At 36.7% G+C, this 19082-nt stretch carries 14 protein-coding genes and 1 pseudogene; all 15 read left to right on the forward strand.

What is annotated here, in order from left to right:
• Positions 1 to 53: 53 nt before the first annotated feature.
• A pseudogene (gene tssC, locus ACTJJG_RS16310) lies at positions 54 to 1088 on the forward strand (type VI secretion system contractile sheath large subunit); the annotation flags it as partial.
• 49 nt (positions 1089 to 1137) lie between these two features.
• Positions 1138 to 1641, forward strand: coding sequence for an Hcp family type VI secretion system effector (locus ACTJJG_RS16315; protein WP_440608978.1), 504 nt, complete (start codon positions 1138 to 1140; stop codon positions 1639 to 1641).
• A gap of 78 nt (positions 1642 to 1719) precedes the next feature.
• Positions 1720 to 2196, forward strand: a complete 477-nt coding sequence (tssE, locus tag ACTJJG_RS16320) for a type VI secretion system baseplate subunit TssE (RefSeq protein ID WP_002048404.1) — start codon at positions 1720 to 1722, stop codon at positions 2194 to 2196.
• Between the two features lie 16 nt (positions 2197 to 2212).
• Positions 2213 to 4024 (forward strand): type VI secretion system baseplate subunit TssF, encoded by a 1812-nt coding sequence (gene tssF, locus ACTJJG_RS16325; RefSeq protein ID WP_032063484.1) that lies wholly within the window; start codon positions 2213 to 2215, stop codon positions 4022 to 4024.
• Positions 3988 to 4986 carry a type VI secretion system baseplate subunit TssG gene (gene tssG / locus ACTJJG_RS16330; protein WP_032063485.1) on the forward strand — a complete coding sequence of 333 codons (999 nt, stop codon included), beginning with the start codon at positions 3988 to 3990 and terminating at the stop codon, positions 4984 to 4986. The genes tssF and tssG overlap by 37 nt, the downstream gene beginning before the upstream one ends.
• The gene (locus ACTJJG_RS16335) at positions 4983 to 6392 is read left to right on the forward strand and encodes a hypothetical protein (RefSeq protein WP_032063486.1); all 1410 of its coding nucleotides are present in this window, start codon (positions 4983 to 4985) and stop codon (positions 6390 to 6392) included. Before tssG ends, ACTJJG_RS16335 begins: the two co-directional genes overlap by 4 nt.
• 30 nt (positions 6393 to 6422) lie before the next feature.
• Positions 6423 to 10244: a type VI secretion system membrane subunit TssM gene (gene tssM / locus ACTJJG_RS16340; RefSeq protein WP_233752551.1), complete on the forward strand. Its 3822-nt coding sequence runs from the start codon at positions 6423 to 6425 to the stop codon at positions 10242 to 10244.
• A gap of 37 nt (positions 10245 to 10281) precedes the next feature.
• A complete protein-coding gene (tagF, locus tag ACTJJG_RS16345) occupies positions 10282 to 11241 on the forward strand; it encodes a type VI secretion system-associated protein TagF (protein ID WP_017385503.1) in 960 nt (319 codons plus the stop codon).
• Positions 11242 to 11243: 2 nt separating this feature from the next.
• Positions 11244 to 12011 (forward strand): OmpA family protein, encoded by a 768-nt coding sequence (locus tag ACTJJG_RS16350; RefSeq protein WP_078220578.1) that lies wholly within the window; start codon positions 11244 to 11246, stop codon positions 12009 to 12011.
• A 16-nt stretch (positions 12012 to 12027) separates the two neighbouring features.
• Positions 12028 to 12291, forward strand: a complete 264-nt coding sequence (locus ACTJJG_RS16355) for a PAAR domain-containing protein (RefSeq protein WP_108011985.1) — start codon at positions 12028 to 12030, stop codon at positions 12289 to 12291.
• A 148-nt stretch (positions 12292 to 12439) separates the two neighbouring features.
• Entirely contained in the window at positions 12440 to 15121 is a 2682-nt protein-coding gene (tssH, locus tag ACTJJG_RS16360; protein ID WP_233752553.1) for a type VI secretion system ATPase TssH, read from the forward strand.
• A 22-nt stretch (positions 15122 to 15143) separates the two neighbouring features.
• Complete coding sequence (gene tssA / locus ACTJJG_RS16365) at positions 15144 to 16238, forward strand: type VI secretion system protein TssA (RefSeq protein WP_440608979.1); 1095 nt, start codon at positions 15144 to 15146, stop codon at positions 16236 to 16238.
• Between the two features lie 16 nt (positions 16239 to 16254).
• Positions 16255 to 17619 carry a type VI secretion system baseplate subunit TssK gene (gene tssK / locus ACTJJG_RS16370; protein ID WP_233752555.1) on the forward strand — a complete coding sequence of 455 codons (1365 nt, stop codon included), beginning with the start codon at positions 16255 to 16257 and terminating at the stop codon, positions 17617 to 17619.
• A 17-nt stretch (positions 17620 to 17636) separates the two neighbouring features.
• The gene (gene icmH / locus ACTJJG_RS16375; RefSeq protein ID WP_002114531.1) at positions 17637 to 18443 is read left to right on the forward strand and encodes a type IVB secretion system protein IcmH/DotU; all 807 of its coding nucleotides are present in this window, start codon (positions 17637 to 17639) and stop codon (positions 18441 to 18443) included.
• 12 nt (positions 18444 to 18455) lie between these two features.
• A complete protein-coding gene (locus ACTJJG_RS16380) occupies positions 18456 to 19076 on the forward strand; it encodes a hypothetical protein (RefSeq protein ID WP_032063491.1) in 621 nt (206 codons plus the stop codon).
• Positions 19077 to 19082: the final 6 nt, after the last annotated feature.

The raw sequence follows: 19082 nt of genomic DNA on the forward strand, positions 1-19082 counted from the left end.
ATGAGTGTCTATAGTTTACCAAGTTAAAACCTCCTGTTTTCTCAGCACACATCACTTTTGGTGGTGCACCATATTCAGCGCTCATTGGTGATTTTGAATTCGACCGTACGCCTTCTGATATGTATTTGCTTGAGCAAATCTCTCATGTTGCTGCAGCTGCTCATGCGCCATTTATTTCGGCCGCTAGCCCAAGCATTCTTGGTCTAGAGTCATTTACAGATATTGATCGTCCTAGAGATGTTTCAAAAATCTTTGAAACAGCTGAATATGTACAATGGCGTTCATTCCGTGACAGTGAAGATGCTCGTTATGTTGCTTTAACCTTGCCACATGTGCTTGGTCGTCTTCCTTATCATCCAAAGGAAGGAACAGCTACTGAAGGCTTCAACTTTGCTGAAGATGTTTCAGGCGCAAACCACAATGAATATTTGTGGATGAATGCTGCTTATGCTTTCGGTACTCGTTTAACAAATGCATTTGATATGCATGGTTGGTGTGCTGCAATTCGTGGTGTTGAGGGTGGTGGTTTAGTCGAAGGCTTGCCTGTACACACTTTTAAAACACAAGATGGCGAAGTGGTATTTAAATGCCCAACCGAAATTGCAATCACTGATCGCCGTGAAAAAGAATTAAGCGATTTAGGCTTTATTCCTTTAGTGCATTGTAAAAACACTGATTACGCTGCTTTCTTTGGCGCGCAATCAACTCAAAAACCTAAAAAATATGACAATGATACAGCAAATGCTAACTCTGCTTTATCGAGTCAAATTCAGTACATCATGGCCGTTTCACGCATTGCTCATTATTTAAAAGCAATGATGAGAGATAAAGTGGGTAGCTTTGCTTCTGCTGGAAATGTTGAAGCATTCTTAAATGAGTGGTTGTCACAGTATGTATTACTTGACGATGGCGCTTCTCAAGAAGCAAAAGCTCAATACCCTCTACGTGAAGCGTCTGTAAAAGTTGTAGAAGACCCTGCTCAACCAGGTCACTACAAATCTGTGGTTTTCTTGCGACCACACTTCCAGCTGGACGAGTTGTCAGTTTCTTTACGACTTGTCACTGAGTTACCTCAGTCCTCAAATTAATAAAGGTCAGCGAAAGAATAACTTTAAATTAAAAATAGGAAAGTTCTAAATGAAAGATATATACGTTGAGTTTCGCGGTAAATACAAAGTTGATGGAGAGTCTCGTGACTCTGAGCACAAAGGCTGGTTAGAAGTTAACTCTTGGTCTCATAACATTCGTCAACCTAAATCTGCTACTTCAAGTAGTGTTGGTGGTCATACTGCTGAACGTGTTGAACATTCAGACATGGTTTTTGTTAAAGATCTAGATGCAACTAGCCCGAAATTATGGGAAGCATGTTCAGCTGGTTATACATTTGATGAAGTACAAATTGACTTCTACCGTGCAAATGGTGATAAGCGCATCAAGTACTTACAAATCAAATTGAAGCATGTTCTAGTTTCTAGTGTAACTCCAACAGTTAATGAAGAAGGTGTTCCAACAGAAGCGTTAGGTTTGAAATACGCAGCTGTTGAATGGACTTACAATCAACAAGATATTAACGGTACTGCTAAAGGTGCTGTTACTAAGAAATGGTCACTTTCTAACAATACTGCTTCTTACGCAGCGTAATTGTTTAAGTGAATATTTGGTGGAGGCTGACTTAAAGTTAGCCTCTGCTGTCTTTAAGCATGCTTGTTGTGAACTCGAATGAATTTAGATCGGCTTTATCCATATGGATTTCGTTCAACTTTGTTTGACCGCTTAATTCCTGAAAGTGAAGATTATGCAAAAGGTCTTTCTATTCAGCAATTAAGAGAATCGGTAGCAAAAGATTTAGAAGACTTACTTAACAGTCGAGTCGCTAAATTGGATCATGTAGTTGATGATTACCCGCTAGTTAAAAAATCTATACTTCAGTTCGGTATTATTGATTTTGTGGGGCTATCTACAGCCAATCCGCTAGATCGTGACAAGATTTGCCAATCTATTGAACAGTCAATTGCAGCTCATGAACCTCGGTTAAGACAAATACGGGTAGAGATGTTGTTGGATGGGCACAATATGGGGGCATTGTGTTTAAGCATTCAGGCTTATCTAAATATTCATCCACTGTATGAACCTGTCGTTTTTGATGCATTGTTAAAACCGACAACGCAGCAATATGTAATTTCAGCGAGAACCTAGGCATAGTGGGTGTGTTGTGATAGAAGAGCTTTTACCTTTTTACGAAAAACAACTACAGGAATTTGGTCAGCAATCTCGTGAATTTGCTCAAAAATATCCGAAAATTGCTCAGCGTTTATCTTTAAATCAAGAGCAGATTGATGACCCGCATATCGAACGTCTTATACAGGCATTTTCATTAATTTCTGCTCGTATTGATAAGAAACTTGCTGATAGTTATGACGTATTTACACGTTCTTTATTTGAGGTGATGTTCCCTCAATACTTACGTCATTTTCCGGCTTGTTCAGTAATAAGCTTTGAAGATATAAATAAAATAAAACAGCTCACAGAAGCGCATATTGTTCCTGCACACACAGTTTTGAAGTCTCGCAGTTTTAAAGGCGTTCAGTGTGAGTTTAATACCACGCAAGAAGTCAAATTACTCCCGATAAGCTTGCAAGCGCTAGAATTCAAAAGTACACCTAGTGCCCATATGCATTTAAGTCAAAATGCGACTTTAACTTTTAAATTTGAAATTTTTAATCATGCTCATGTATGTTTAATAAATGAAAAACTACCTATTTATTTAGATGCAATTTCTAATTTTCCACTTCAAGTACTAGACAGTATTTTTAAGAAGGGAACATCTTTTGCCATTAAAGTAGGGCAGAAAATTGTTGAACTAGATAAAAATCCATTTGAGTTAACAGGTTTTTCCGAGCAAGAAAGTTTGTTGCCACTGGATCAGCATACTCATCATGCTTATCGTTTGCTGATGGAGTATTTTTGTTTTCCTGAAAAATTTAATTATCTAAAACTTGATTTAGGTTTTTTAAAGCGCTTATCTCTAGAAGATAGTAATTTTGAGCTGCTTATACATTTTAAATTAAATTTAAATGATCAAGCTGTAGTGCGAAATTATTCTGAATTAAATGTCGCTAATTTTAAATTGTTTACTACACCAGTTATTAATTTATTTGAAAAATACGCTGAACCACAAAAAATTGTACATAAGCAATTAGAATATCCGCTAATTACAGATGCTCATCATCCTGAGTTTTATCAGGTGTATTCAATTACTGAAATGAATATGGTTCGTGAAAAAACGAGTCAAGAAGAAAGCTATGTTCCGGTGCTGCCTTTTTTTGCCATGAGTCATTATCATGCTGACACAGCACGTTTTTTCTATTCTGTAAACTATCAAAACCTGCAGCCCAATTTTGTCGAAATGGGGTATTCAATTATTTCTAAAAATTTAAATCCTTCGTCAACACGTTCGGATTTTATTAGCACAAAACTATTATGCTCAAATCGTGACTTACCACATGAAGCATTAGGGCAATCTAATAATATATTAAACCTTAATGATAGTAGTTTGGCTCGCCGCGCTATTGTTTTAAAAAGACCTACGAAACCTTATCAATTTGGCCAAAGTCAGAGTGAGCAGTGGCGTGTTATTTCACACCTTTCATTAAATAGTTTAGCTTTAATGAAAGGTGATGCGGTATCTCATATTAAAGAGTTACTTGCTTTATATAATTTACCTTTATCAAAAGAAAATTATCTAATTATTGAATCAATCAAACATCTGGAATTTTCACTTACTCACAAACTTGTTGATGGAAAGCCATTTCCAATGTTTGTAAGAGGAGTAAAGGCAGAGTTACAAATTGATTCATCGGTATTTAGAGGTCATAGCCTATACATTTTTAGTCAGTTATTGAGTCGTGTTTTTAATTTAAAGGTTCAAATTAATAGTTTTGTTGATTTGGTGGTTAAGGATTATTCATCTCAGCAGGAGTTATACCAATGCAGTCAGAACGTTGGTGGCAAGACTCTTCTGTAACAGCTGAGCTCTTTACAAAGCCAAAGTCTTTTGAGTTTATCCAAGCAACACGGCTATTAAGACATGATTCAAGTCGTACAGTTAGTTCATCTTGGAGTGATCATTTTAAGTTTGAGACATCCTTTAATTTAAATTTTCCTGCTACAGAGATTGAAAATTTAGAATTAACGGACGAGCGGATTTATATTACGAATTTAATCGTTGGTCTTACGGGCATACAAGGTGCTTTACCTTATACGTATACGAATAAGATTAAGCAAGCTCCGCGTCAGCAACGAGCTGAGACTAAAGAGTTTCTAAGCTTATTTAATCATAAGCTTACTGCTCAATATGTAGATTCTAGTATTACTTATAATCTACCGATTAGATATGAGATAGAACATAAAAATGACTATTTAGATATTCTGCATGCTTTGAATGGTTATGTGCGTTCGCAGCATCAACAAGCTGATCTTGATGAATATTTTGCAGAATTTTCAGGATTAATGCAGGGGCAAAATAATACAGTTCATGCATTAAAAACGATGCTGTCGTGTATTTTTAAACATGAAATTACGATTAAAGAATTTGTACAAGAATCCTTTAAGTTAGCGAGTGATCAGTTAACAACTTTAGGTGGAAGTCAGCCGAGTCTACTTGGTGTTAATACTTTTTGTGGGGAAACCATTCAGCAGATTGATGGAAAAATTGAAATTCAAATTGGGCCATTAAAACGTCAGCAATATCTCAGTTTCTTACCAAATCAAGAGTTAAGTTTAAAGCTTAAAAAGCTCGTGGAAACTTGGTGTAGTCCAACTTTATTAATAGATTTACGGCTTATCTTGGATGAATCAGAAATACAACCCATCTGCTTAACTCTCAATAACGAGAGTGGTTTAGGGCAGGGTTCTTTTCTCATATCACGACAACCAAAAGTACATAACCATGAAACTTGCTATAGCCTTATTGGAGAGAAAATATGATTAAAAAAATATTACTCTCATTCATTGCTATTTTTTCATTGGTTAGTGGAATTATTATTTTCTACTGGCGTGATGTTCAATATAATCCCGATAAAGGAGATTTTTTTCTTTATTTCTTGCTGCTACCTGCAGTTATTACCTTGGTGATCTTATCGCCATGGTTAATTTATAGCGCTTATACAACGTATAAAGACAAAAAAGAGCAAGCTATAAATCAAGATAAAGATGATGCTAGTCAAAAACAAAACACAGTAGCTGATCAACCATTAGAACAGCTAGACTTTAATATTTACTCTGCTTTTGCTTTACATGCATTAGGTGAGAATGAAAGCATTATTGAGCAGCTACAAAACTTTAAAAGCCCAGAGCTGGATGATCAACTGTTAAATTCTTACGGATTGCCTCTTTTATCTTACCGTATTAAAGATTTGGATGAAGAGAATCGTGAGGAGAGCGAATATGCTTCTCCACGACAAGTTCGTATGATGTCATTAATAAGACAGCAACTCGAACAAAATATAGAAAATTTATATCTTCTAGCTGAGCATTTAAAGCGTTCAACATTATTTTATGAGTCGCAACAAGCCCGTGAATATCATATGCATCCAGCATGGGTAGATCCCGACTCTGAATATGACGATGTTGAAATACCGATCGTAGAAGTTTATCGCTTAAATCGCTTAAATCTTCACATCCTTCTTTCGGAGGATTTGTTACATATCTGGAATGATGACCACAGTAATGAATTAATTTTAGAGTTTTTTACTGAAATTGGTATTTCTGCTCAAAAAATCCATATTGAATATCATTTTTTTGGAGAGCAACTGGCTTACCAAGAGTTAATGCATTTATTAAAGGGTATTCATAAAAGAGAGCATGAGATGTTCTTTTTGGTCGTGGCCGATTCGGAAATTGATCAAGATCTAATTGATGAAAAATCTTGGATGATTAAAGATTATATTCCTGCTGAATTTGCAGCAAGCTGTTTACTCGCAGATCCTTTAGTAAAAATTCAAGAATTAGAACCGACTAAAGCACTGAAAGTGGTAGTAGGTCAACAAGATACAGCGAAGCTTTTTAATAATTTTGAATTTAATGATTTACCTCAGCATGAAGGTGATGAGCCTTATGTACTGATTTTGTCAGATCAGACCGATATAAAAGTTTCGAAGAAATTGCAGCAACACTTTCTTCAAACGCCTGTAGAACCGCATCACTATATTTATGTGAAATCTTCATTAGGGCATACCCAAAATTTAGCTGATATTTATGGCTTTATGCTGAGCATGCATTTCCCTGAACATATCATTCCTATTGTCTTTGGAGAAAATACGGTGTCAGCACATACGTTTGTGCAGAGTATCACTGAAAACTCAGAAGATGATGCGATGGTGTTGAATAACTAATTTAAACTTTGGACTTAGAACGAGAATAGAATGCATACAATTTTAGGCTACTTGTGGCAGTACATCACGAATCCTAAAGCAATTATCGCCTTGTCATTGTTCGTGGCATTGATGTCTTCATATACTTCAATTCCTCGTCATATATTCTGGGCTTTAGCAACTGCCTATGCTTTGGGTCTTATTGTTTATGGTATCTATTGGCTTATTCAACGAAGAAAGCATGCTGCTCAAGGTGAAGAGTTAGCTGAGGCGATCGAAAAAGATAACCAAGCTGAATATGGCAAAAATAAAGATAAAGAAGAGCTTCAGCTAGTTAGTCAACAAATGAAAGAATCAATTCAACTGATTCGTAAATCTAAGTTGGGTGATAAAAAAGGGAATGCTGCATTATATGAGCTTCCTTGGTATATGGTTATTGGTAACCCAGCCGCAGGTAAAAGTTCAGCTATTTATAACTCTGGTTTAAAGTTTCCTTTTGAAGAAACACATCAGAAAATGGTATCTGCTGGCTTAAGTGGTACTCGAAATTGTGACTGGTTCTTCTCTACAGAAGGTATTTTGCTCGATACAGCGGGCCGTTATTCTGTTTATAGCGAAGATCATTCTGAGTGGTTAGGTTTCTTAAATATTTTAAAAAAGAACCGTTCTAAAGCACCAGTTAATGGTTTGATTCTAATTGTTAGTATTGCTGAGCTAATTAGTCAAAGTCCTGAAAACTCATTAAAGCTTGCTAAAAATTTACGTGCTCGTATTCAAGATCTAACCGAACGTCTAGAAGTGGTTGTACCTGTTTATTTAGTCTTTTCAAAAATGGATTTGATTGCAGGTTTTACTGAGTTTTTTGAGTTTTATGAAGCTCAAGAATATAACCAAGCTTGGGGAGCAACGCTTCCATATGAGCAAAATTCTTCTCATAACGCAGTAGATTTGTTCGAAAAACATTACACCATTCTTTACGATGGTCTAAAAGGGGTAAGTTCGACTCATTTAAGTCGCCGTCATTCGCAAAATATCTCACCAAGCGTAATGACTTTCCCATTAGAATTTAAAACACTAAAACCAGCTTTAAAAAGCTTTATTGGTACACTTTTTGAAGATAACCCATATCAATTTCAACCTGTTTTCCGTGGGTTTTACTTCACCAGTGCTTTGCAGGAAGGTGTAATTGAAAGTCCAATGACTGAACAAATTGCACAAGAATTCCAGTTGACTCAAATTGCTCAAAATGATTTAAAAGACCACTCAAAAATTACTCCTAACCATGGCTATTTCTTAAATGGTCTATTTTCAGATGTTATTTTAAAAGATAAAGATCTTGTTAAGCAGCATGTAAATACGGGCAGAAAACGTCAACGTTATATTGCATTTATTGGTGCTTTAGCGGGTGTTTCAATTATTTTGGGTGTATGGGTTTGGTCTTATCGTAATAACCAGCAATTAATTGGTGAAGTTCAAGCAGATTTAAATAAGGTCGTTCAATTAGAAAGAGCCTCTGGTCAGCAACTGTCTACCCAATTAGAAGCTTTGCTGATTCTTCAAAGACGTCTACAGCAGTTAGATGAGTTTGATGAAAATAGACCACTTAAGTTTAGTTTTGGTTTATATCAGGGTAATGAGCTTCGTGAAAAGTTAAAAGCCGAATATTTAAAAGGTGTTAAGCAGATTGTATTAACACCGACGCAGCAAAATATTGCTCAATATTTGCAACGCGTAAAAAATAATGAAGCAACATTAAAAGCAAACCATACGAATGTTGAGATCAAGCAAACTGCTCAATCTCAACAATATCTGGAACCTTCAGATACCAATCCTCAAGATGCTTATAATGCATTAAAAGCTTATTTAATGATGAGCAATCTGCAATATATGGATGCTAGTCATCTAAGCGATCAGGTTACGCGTTTCTGGCGTTCTTGGTTAGATGCAAATAAAGGCCAAATGCCACGTGCAGATATGATTCAAGAAGCTGAACAGATCTTGTCGTATGCAATGACCTTAGCAAATGACAAACAATTCCCAGTTTTGGAAGCAGATTCGCAAATTGTTGATCAAACACGTCAAGTATTGCTCTCTGTTGTTCGAGGGATGCCCGCGCGTGATCGCGTTTATAACGAAATAAAAATGCGTGCTGCGGTGCGTTTCCCAGCGCTGACTGTAAGTCAGATTGTGGGTGAGGCAAATAAAAATATTGTATTGGGTAGTTATGCATTACCAGGCGTATTTACCCAAAAAGCTTGGAATGACTATGTAGAAAAAGCAATTGAGGAGGCTGCAGATAAGCCAACAGACAGTAAAGACTGGGTGTTAAATAGTCGTCAATCTGATGATTTAACTTTCTCAGGTAGTCCAGAGCAAATTAGAAAGCAGCTAACAGCGCTCTATAAGCAAGAATATATTGCGGAATGGAGAAAATTCTTAAGTGGTATTCATTATGCTAAAGCTGGCCAATTTGCTCAGCAAGTAAAAAATATTGATGTTTTAGGTGAACCACAAAACTCTCCAATTAGAACATTAATTGAAAGAGTTGCAGTCGAAACAAATTGGGATAATCCGGTTGTTCAAGCTGAGCTTGCAGCTCCACAAAAAGGATTTATTGCCTGGTTTAAACGTAAAGTTTTAAATCATGATGACAAGCAAGTTGCTAATCAAGTGGCAAACAATGCCCAAGGCGCTATTTCTCAAGAATATCAAATGTTCTACCAGTTGGTTCGCAAACGTGATGATCAACAAGGTAAGTCATTGCTTGATGAATATATGACAAATTTAGCACTCGTTCGTAGTAAGTTTAATGAGCTTAAAAATGCGGGCGAAATTGGGCCTAATGCGATGACATTAGTCAAACAGACCCTAAATGAGCAAACGTCTGTATTTAACCAAACTCAAAAAATTGTAGATGAAAAAATGGCGGTTGGTTTCAATGAAATTGATCAGCGTTTACTGCAAAAATTAGTAGTTAGCCCACTTACGCAAGCTTTTGAGAGTTTAATTACACCGACACAAGACGAAATTAACAAATTGTGGATAATGCAAGCCTATCAACCATTTACAGCAAATCTTGCTAAGAAATATCCATTTAACTCATCAGCTTCTTTACAAGCAACAAGTAGTGAAATTGGTCAAATCTTGGGTGAGAACGGTAGTATTTCTCGCTTTGTAAAAGAAAGTCTTGATCCATTTGTGATTCGTCGTGGCTATACGTTAACGTCTAAAACTTGGAAAGATTTAGGCATTAGTTTAAATCCTCAATTCGTTATGAATTTCCAAAGATATGTTGCACCAGCCAATGGTATGGCAACAGGTGAGTTGAATGCACAAGCGCAAGCTGTTCCAGCGACTAACCAATCTAACTTCCAGTTCTACCCAATTCCAAATCCACAATTGCTTTCATATACCGTTGATATTGATGGTCAACGTATGACTTATGAAAACGGTGTTCAGCAGTGGGTTAACTTCATTTGGCCAAACCAAGGCAGTATTCCAGGTGCTCGTATTACCGCTGTAGATTTACAAGGTCAAACGCATACGATTTTTGATGAACCAGGTGAGTACGGTATTAACCGTTTAATTGATAGTGCTCAACGTAAGGAACAAAATGGCGGATTTGAAATGCTTTGGCGTAGTAAAACTGATCCATCATTATTTGTAAAAATGAATTTCCGTCTAATTAGCAGTAATTCAGGCAGTATTGGTTCAAGCCGTGGTTATGCAGGTATGCAACTGGTTGATAAAGTCACTGCCGACAAAGCAGCTCGTGTGGTGTCCGCTCAGCAAGCGCCAGCTCAAGCTACTCCAGCAAGAACTGAAAATCCTGTTTCAGCACTTGCTCAGCCTTCTGCGGGAGTTAAACCATGACATGGAAAATAACCTCTATGCGAAAGGAGGAGCAATAATGCAAACATTAAAAACAACTCCTTTGTATTACGGCAAAAGTCCTGCACGAGGCGACTTTTTAAAAACAAAAGGTCAGAATGCTCTAATACAGTTGCTTGATCAGTGGATTACTGAAGCATTGGAATATGCAATGCAATCAGGCAGTTTTAAAGAAGCTTATAACACGTTACCTTCACTGGATTTCTTTATTGCGAATCCGAAAGAAAATATGTTTTTAGCGGCGAATCTACTCGCAAGTGAAGATAGTTCAGGCCGAGCTTTTCCAATGGTACTGAGCCATTTATTAGAAATTGATTTACCGTATGATAATTTGTTGTATGCGCCCTATAGCTATAAACATGTATTAGTTGATTTATTTCAAAACAATCGTGCTTTAAAAGGAATTAAAGACTCCGATCTGTTACTTGGAAAATTAGGTCACTTACAAAATCAAATTCAGGTTTTAACTGAACGTGAATGTGTAGGTTTCTATGAAAATCATACGATGCACTCATTTGCTCAATTAATGAAGTTAAGTATTTATGAGTTAGCGCAAAGTATGATTGGGTTGGGGTTATTACTGCAGCCAATTTTACAAAATGGAACGAGTCGATTAAATAAAGTTTTAATTTTGCCTATTAATAATCCTGCTTACAGTTATGAAATAGCAGCATTTTGGGTCAGTATTATTTGTCGCTTTTTAAAAGAACATAATACTGAGGTGCTGATAGGTTTGCTACATCGAGAGCAACCCGTATTATTCTTCGGTTTTCAAGGGGCTGATATTTTAGCTCTGAGCGATATTTTTACTCAGAATATGGATAGTAAACACTGGGTTTCTTTAATAGAAGCACAATGGATTGATACTTATTTGGAGCAGAATGCTGGTTTAGCTACACTAGAGCAATCATTATGCCAACGCCAATTAAGTTTAAATCAAGGTTTAAAACTATTTAGACAGACTTTTTTGGGTGAATAATAATGAATCAACGATATCAAAGTAAACTTTCACAGCTCATAAAAGGCTGTTGTATCTATGCAATTGCTAACTATGCTTTAGCTCAGCCCATTGTCGTAGAAGGTGTGGTTCCTAACGAAGCGAGTAAACAGGCTATCTTATTAAAAATGCAATCTGTTTATGGTGCTGATCAGGTTGTAGATAAAATACAAGTGAGACCCGTAGCTGCTCCAAATGGATGGAGTGATTCCGTGACTCGAGTGATTACTCCTGATCTTAAAAAGGTTTCACAAGGCAAGTTGAGTGTAAACGGTACACGTTTTGAGTTGAGTGGAAAAATGCTGAACCCAGCAGATATCCAGCCTACAATTCAATCTTTTCAAGGACTAGTGCAACCGCCGTATCAACTATATTCGCAATTATCAGTCAATCAGGCTGAGCAGAAAATTATTGATGATGCACTTAAAAATCGAATTATTGAGTTTGAATCTGGTAGCGCAGTTTTAACTGATGCAGGTCAAAAAATTCTTGACGAGATGGCTATTGCTTTAAACAAAGTAGGTGGTAAAAAAGTCAAAATCGTAGGACATACAGATAGTTCTGGTGATGCGACTAAAAACTTGAAACTTAGCCAAGACCGTGCATTAGCAGTTAAAAACTATTTGATTAGTAAGAGTATTCCTGCCGACCATTTATCTACTGAAGGTTTAGGTTCATCTAAGCCAGTTGCAGATAACACTTCTCCGGAAGGAAGAAAGAAAAATCGTCGGATTGAGTTTACTGTTCTATAAATATAAGGAGAAGAACATGGCTAGCCCTTACATTACGATTGGATGCCCAACAACTGGTGGAGGGCAAGTGATTTCAGGAAACAGTACATTTTTAATTGATGGAATTGCAATTGCCTGTGTAGGGGATAAGGCTACTTGTCCTGCTCATCTAACGGTATCTACGATTGTATCGGGCGATCCGAATATGCTTGTCATGGGAAAATCCGCAGCCCGTGTAAATGATTCATTATCATGTGGCTGTAAATTATTGCCAAAACAGAGTTTAGTTAATCAAGGATAAGGGTAGAGATATTTTTATATAGATATAAATATCTACTAAAACATATTAACGCTTGAAATGATGAGTAGTTTGTCTGATAAAACTGAATTTTGTTAATATACAGGCATTATGATTTTAAGCATTAAATTATTTAAAAATATTGAGAGTAATGATGAGTAATTTAAAAATTTTAATTACAAAACTTTCTACAGTTGCACGAACTGCTTTAGAAAAATCGGCTAATGCTTGTGTTATTCAACAAAATTATGAAATTGAAATTGAGCATTTATTTTTAGAATTACTTAATCAATCTTTAGAGAATGATTTAAAAATTTTATTAAAGAAATATAAAATTTCATCTGAAGCTTTAGCTGATGATTTAAAAGAAACAATTTCTCAATTACCAAAAGGTAATACCCGAACTCCTATTTTTGCTAAATCTATTGTTCGTTTGTTTGAACAAGCTTGGTTATTAGCTTCGGCTGAACAAAATCCCGTTATTCGTAGTGGTCATTTATTAGTTGCATTATTAACTGCACCTGATTTATATCAAATTGCCACTCGAGCTTCGAGTTTATTTGACCTTTTACCAATTGACTCAATGAAACACAAGTTTCTTGAAATTTGTGAGAAGAGTGTTGAACAACAAGATGAAACAAAAACATCTTCTGATCAAGCTGAACCTACAGACACAACTGTAGCAAATACCAAAGTAGCTAAAACACCTGCACTTGATCAATATACGATTAATCTCACTGAAAAAGCGAAAAAAGGTGGTATAGATCCAGTTATTGGACGTGAATATGAAATTCGCTTAATGCTCGATATTTTAATGCGTAGACGCCAAAACAATCCGATCTTAACCGGAGAGCCAGGTGTTGGTAAAACAGCTGTAGTGGAAGGTTTAGCTTTAAAAATTGCTCAAGGTTTAGTACCAAATGCCCTAAAAAATGTCCATTTACATGTGCTGGATATGGGACTTTTACAGGCAGGTGCAAGTGTTAAAGGCGAGTTTGAAAACCGTTTAAAACAGGTTATTCAAGAAGTTCAAGCTTCTACTCATCCTATTATTTTATTTATAGATGAAGCGCATACTTTAATTGGTGCAGGTGGACAAGCAGGGCAAAATGATGCTGCAAATCTTTTAAAACCCGCACTTGCACGTGGTGAGTTGCGCACAATTGCTGCGACTACTTGGGCAGAATACAAACAATATTTTGAAAAAGATGCTGCATTGAGCCGACGTTTTCAGGTAGTAAAAGTAGAAGAGCCAACCGAAGAAGTTGCAGTAGATATGTTGCGTGCGATGATTCCTGTCATGCAGCAACATTTTAAATTGCAAATTGATGATGAGGCGATCGTTACAGCAGTTCATTCTTCACATCGATATATTAGTGGTCGCCAACTTCCGGATAAAGCAATTAGTGTGCTTGATACGGCTGCAGCACGTGTTGCTTTGACTCAAAATGCTCAACCTGTAAAACTTGATCAGTTAAAGGCCCAAGAGCATAACTTAAAGCTTGAGCAGCAAATTTTAGAAAATGAACATCGTCAGATTCCAATTCATCATGAACGCTTGGAAGCTTTAAAAGCTAATTTAGAATCTTTGCAAAAAGAGATCCATGAAACCGAAGAGCAGTGGCAAAAAGAATTAGAACTTGTTCATAAAATTCAAGAGTTAGAAGCACAGAATCATGCTAATGAGTCTGAAGCTTTCGATCAGATTAATCTACTGCGTAAAGATCTTGCTGATATTCAAGGTCAGCAACCATTAGTATTTGAAAGAGTAAACTCTCAAATTATTAATGAAATTATTTCTGACTGGACTGGTATTCCTGTTGGAAAAATGGTCAATGATGAAATTAAACAGATATTAACGCTTGAAGATAAATTGGGCGAGCGTGTAATGGGGCAAGATTATGCACTCACACAATTAGTTCAAGGCATTAAAACTTCAAAAGCAAAACTTGAAGATCCTAATAAGCCACAAGGTGTATTTCTTTTGGTCGGACCGAGTGGTGTAGGTAAAACTGAAACAGCATTAACTTTGGCAAATGAGTTATATGGTGGTGAGCAGCACTTAATCACAATTAATATGTCTGAATATCAAGAAGCCCATACTGTATCTTCGTTGAAAGGTGCGCCTCCAGGATATGTCGGATATGGTCAAGGTGGTGTTTTAACAGAAGCTGTTCGCCGCAACCCATATAGTGTTGTGTTGCTTGATGAAATTGAAAAAGCTCATAGCGATGTTCAGGAACTATTCTATCAAGTATTCGATAAAGGTACTTTAGAGGATGGTGAAGGACGAGTAATTGACTTTAAAAACACTACTATTTTGTTAACTTCAAATGCTGGTTCAAGTGCCATTATGCAGGCTTGCTTAAATAGACCTGTAGAAGAGTGGCCTACAGCTGAAGAGTTGATTGAGCACTTAAAACCAAGTTTATATAAACAATTTAAGCCTGCATTTTTAGGCCGAATGAGAGTTGTACCTTATTTCCCACTGCATGATGATCTACTTGTACGAATCATTAAGCATAAGTTAGGCAAAATCACAGCAAGAATTGAGAAACAATACGGAACACAAGTCCAGTATTCTGATGATTTGGTAGAGCTCCTCTTAAGCCGTTGTACAGAAGTCGATAGTGGTGCACGTAACGTTGATAATATTTTAAATTCTACGGTGTTACCTGCATTAGCTACAGAAATTTTGGTGGCTTTAGCAGAGCAAAAACTACCAAAAGTTATCATGATTGATGCTAAAGATGACGAAATTCAATATGTACTAGACCCAGTTGTAAAAGCTGCTAAAAAAAGGACTAGTAAAAAATTGAAGTCAGAAGTTTAAAATTGAATAGAGCTAAAATTAGATGAATATTGATATTTCTGAACTACTCGAACCCATTAGTGATAGTTTGCCTTGTGGTGATGACTTTTCGTTTTCTAATGAATTTCATGAAATTAAAAAAGCGAAGACACAAGATGATCTATTACTAGATCAAGGTGATTGGGTTGCTGAGCGCAAACAAGCCGATTGGGACTTTGTAGCAAAGAACACGAGTGTTTTGCTAAAAGATAAAACGAAAGATATTCGTCTATTAACTTGGCTCTTAGAGGCTTGGACTCATCTTTATGGTTTTGAAGGTATGGCTAAAGGTTTAACTTTAAGCCATACCATGCTGAATCAATACTGGCAGGAAATTCACCCTGTTATTGAAGATGATGACTTAGATCAACGCATTGGTTTATTACAGGGTTTAATTAATCAACTTCCGATGTTGTTAAAGAAAGTTTCTTTAACCAATACAGCCCCTTATTATAATTTGCTTGATTACGATAATTTTCTATATCACGAAAATGTTCGCCGTAAACAAACTGAAGAGTATGACAGCCAGTCGGGACCATCTGAATTAGAACAATTCGACCAAGCCATTTTTAATACTTCTAAAACTTTTCAATACTCTAATTATCAAGATTTTAGTTCAGTCTTAACCGAGTGGGATGTTTTAAAACAGACTCTTGATCATTTAATGGGATTAGATTCGCCGAGTTTTGCTGCTATTGATTCGGCATTTGAGACTATTCACAGCACATTACGTAAGATTTATAAAGCAGAAGCTTTTGGTATAGGGCTTGCGCCAATCCAAGAACAAGCTACTGTTATCACGAGTTCATCTATGGAAAATCAAGTGCCTGTACAAGTTGTTTCAGATCAGCCAGCTTTTCAGCCTCAAGCACAAACGCACTTGGCTAACCGTGAACAAGCAATGAAAGTATTGCAAGAGATCGCAGATTACTTCCAAGCAAATGAACCTCATAGTCCTGTGAGCTATATGCTTCAAAAAACGATTAAATGGAGTCAAATGCCATTACACGAGTGGTTAGCGCAAGTCATTAAAGATGAGCATCCATTACAAATGGTTCAGGAAATGTTAGGTGTGCAGCCTAAAAATGAATATGAATAAAGATTGGTAAAGACATATGTTTAAAGCTGAAAAAGTCCTGTGGGGCGAAGGTTTATTTTTAAGACCTCAACATTTCCAAATTCAAGATACGTATCATGAACAACGCCTAAATCATACGGTTCGCGCAGTTGTGCCTTTTTCGTATGGTATTCAAAAGTTAAGTTTCGATGAAGCTCAGTTGAGTACGCATATCCTTGCTCTTGAGTCTGTAGAGATGATCTGGCAAGATGGTGAAATTTATCAGGCACCGGCATATGATCTATTGCCTGAACCAATTTTATTAGACGATCTTAATTTACGTGGTGAGATGCTAATCTATTTAGCATTGCCGCTTTTACAAGCAAATAAGCAAAATCTAATTGATCAAAACCAAGCGCAAAAGGGTAGATATCAATCTCACCTTGTTGAAACGCATGATCTATTTACTAATGCTACTGAAGCAGATATTAGTTTGCTACGCCGACGTGCTGTTTTTAAATTATTAGATGTACATAGTAATCCAGACCACAATCTAGATGGTTTCTTATATCTGCCGATTGGAAAGATTAAGCGACAAAGCTCTGGCGCTTTTGAAATTGATCGGAAGTTTATTCCGCCAATTTTACACGTGGATGCCTCTGAATCACTCATTTCAAACTTAAAAAGAACATTGAATGTGATTAAGGCAAAAATTAAGACGATTCAAACCAATAACCGAGAAAATGAACAGAAGTTAATTGAATTCCGTTCAGGTGATATCGTTTCATTCTGGTTAGTAAATGCCTTAAACACAGCTCATGCTGGCTTGAATCATTTCGTGCAATATCCACAAATCCATCCAGAACGTTTGTTTTTCGAATTGTTACGTTTAGCAGGTTCTTTATTAACCTTCTCGACGGCGTATGATGTTGATCATTTGCCTGCCTATAAACACCATAATTTACAAGAAAGTTTTTCGCAGTTAGACACAATTCTACGTGATTTACTCGATACGATTATTTCGAGCCGTTACATCAGTATTGCACTTAAAGAAATCCGCCCTTCATATTGGGTGGGAAGTCTTGAGACCGATAAGATTACGCGAGACACTCGACTTTATATTGCAGTATCAAGTAGCGCAATGCAGACACATGAGTTAATCCAGATAGTACCTTTACGATTCAAGATTGGTAGCACTTTAGATGTAGAGCAACGTGTAGTTGCAGCATTACCTGCAATTCCATTACATCACTTGATTCAGGTTCCAACAGCGATCCCTGTACGTTCTGGTGTGAGCTATTTTGAAGTTGAACCGCATCATGAATTATACCAGCGCATGTTAGATTCAGAGACGATTTGTATTTATGTTCCGGCTGGCTTCCAAGATATCAGTATTGAACTGATTGCGGTTATGAACGCTTAAGGGTAAAGGAGAGAAAAATGTCACAATCCACTGGTGCTCCTTCTTTATTTGACGATGGGCAAATTGGAACGGGTGGGAACAATAATAGCCAGTCTCAGGCAAAGCTACAGGCAATCAATCTTATTGATTTATTGCATGATGGCTTTTATTTGGTTTTTTTGATTCGAAATCAGTATGTGCCGGCAGACGCTCAGCAGTTTCGTGAAAAAATCTTAAATTTACTCAATCAATTTGAGCAGCAAGCTAAAAAGTTGCAATTTTCAGCTGATGATATTCATGATGCTAAATATGCATTTTGTGCTTTGATTGATGAAACTATCGTAACGCAACAAGATCCAAGCTATTTTAATTTGCAAAATGCTTGGTTAATTAGCCCATTGCAATTGAGCTTGTTTGGTTCTCAGTTAGCCGGGTATCGTTTCTTTGAAATATTGGAACAATTACGTAGTCGTGGAAAAGAACGTCTAGCAGCTTTAGAAGTATTTCATTACTGCCTTTTGCTTGGTTTTCAGGGTAAGTACCGAATTGAATCTATTGAAAGTCTCAACCACCTAGTATCAAGAGTGGGTGATGAAATTGATTATTTAAAAGGGAAAAAAGTTGCGTTTTCGCCGTTCTCGGCAATTCCCGATCAAATACGAAATATTATTCATCGCGAAGTACCTTTCTTTTGGATTTTGATCTTTTTATTGATTTTTGCATTACTTACCTTTGCGGGTTTAAGATTTATGCTTAACAATCAAAATGATAAAGCATTATCTAACTATCAAAATGTGATTTCTGCTCCTCAAGAGCAAGCACATATTACAATTTATTTACCTTGATGATGGAACGAAATGGCTCAGGAAAAACCAACTTCTATTCGAGTTTTACAATCGAATAAAAAAAAGCCGAAATCACCAGTACTTTATATTGTGATTGGTGTGATTGCAGGGGTGTTTGTCAGCATCTCGCTATTCCTGTTCTTGTCTCAACCGAATTCGCCAGAATCAGCAGCAATTGAGAGTAAATCAACGGAAGAGCAAATTTTAAATCAAGATGCTGTACATTCTTCAGATGAACAAAATCAGGTTGCTGTAAGTCAAGATAACGAGACGGACTCAATGAGTCGTGATGGCTTTGAACAGCCAAAAGATAATGAGTTAAGCAATATTTTTAAACCTGTTCCGCATAAAACTGTTGCTACGAATGAACAACGAGTTTCACCATTTGATGAACAGCTAACAGGTGAAAAGAAAGTTCAGGTTGTGCCTCAGCTACAGACGGGTGCAGCTAAAGCGGCTCAGCCCAAAATACAGCCAACTCAGCAAAAACCTGTGAGTAAGTCGCAGCAACAAGTGGTGCAGGCTAAACCCGTAGTTGAGAGTAAAGCTCCAGCCGAACCAGAACCTGAGGTTGAGCCACCTAAGGCATCGGTAGATATTAAAATTACACGAAGTCCTTTTGCCGTGAATTAATGAACT

Source organism: Acinetobacter sp. 22512, assembly GCF_052044755.1.
Classification (GTDB): domain Bacteria; phylum Pseudomonadota; class Gammaproteobacteria; order Pseudomonadales; family Moraxellaceae; genus Acinetobacter; species Acinetobacter pittii.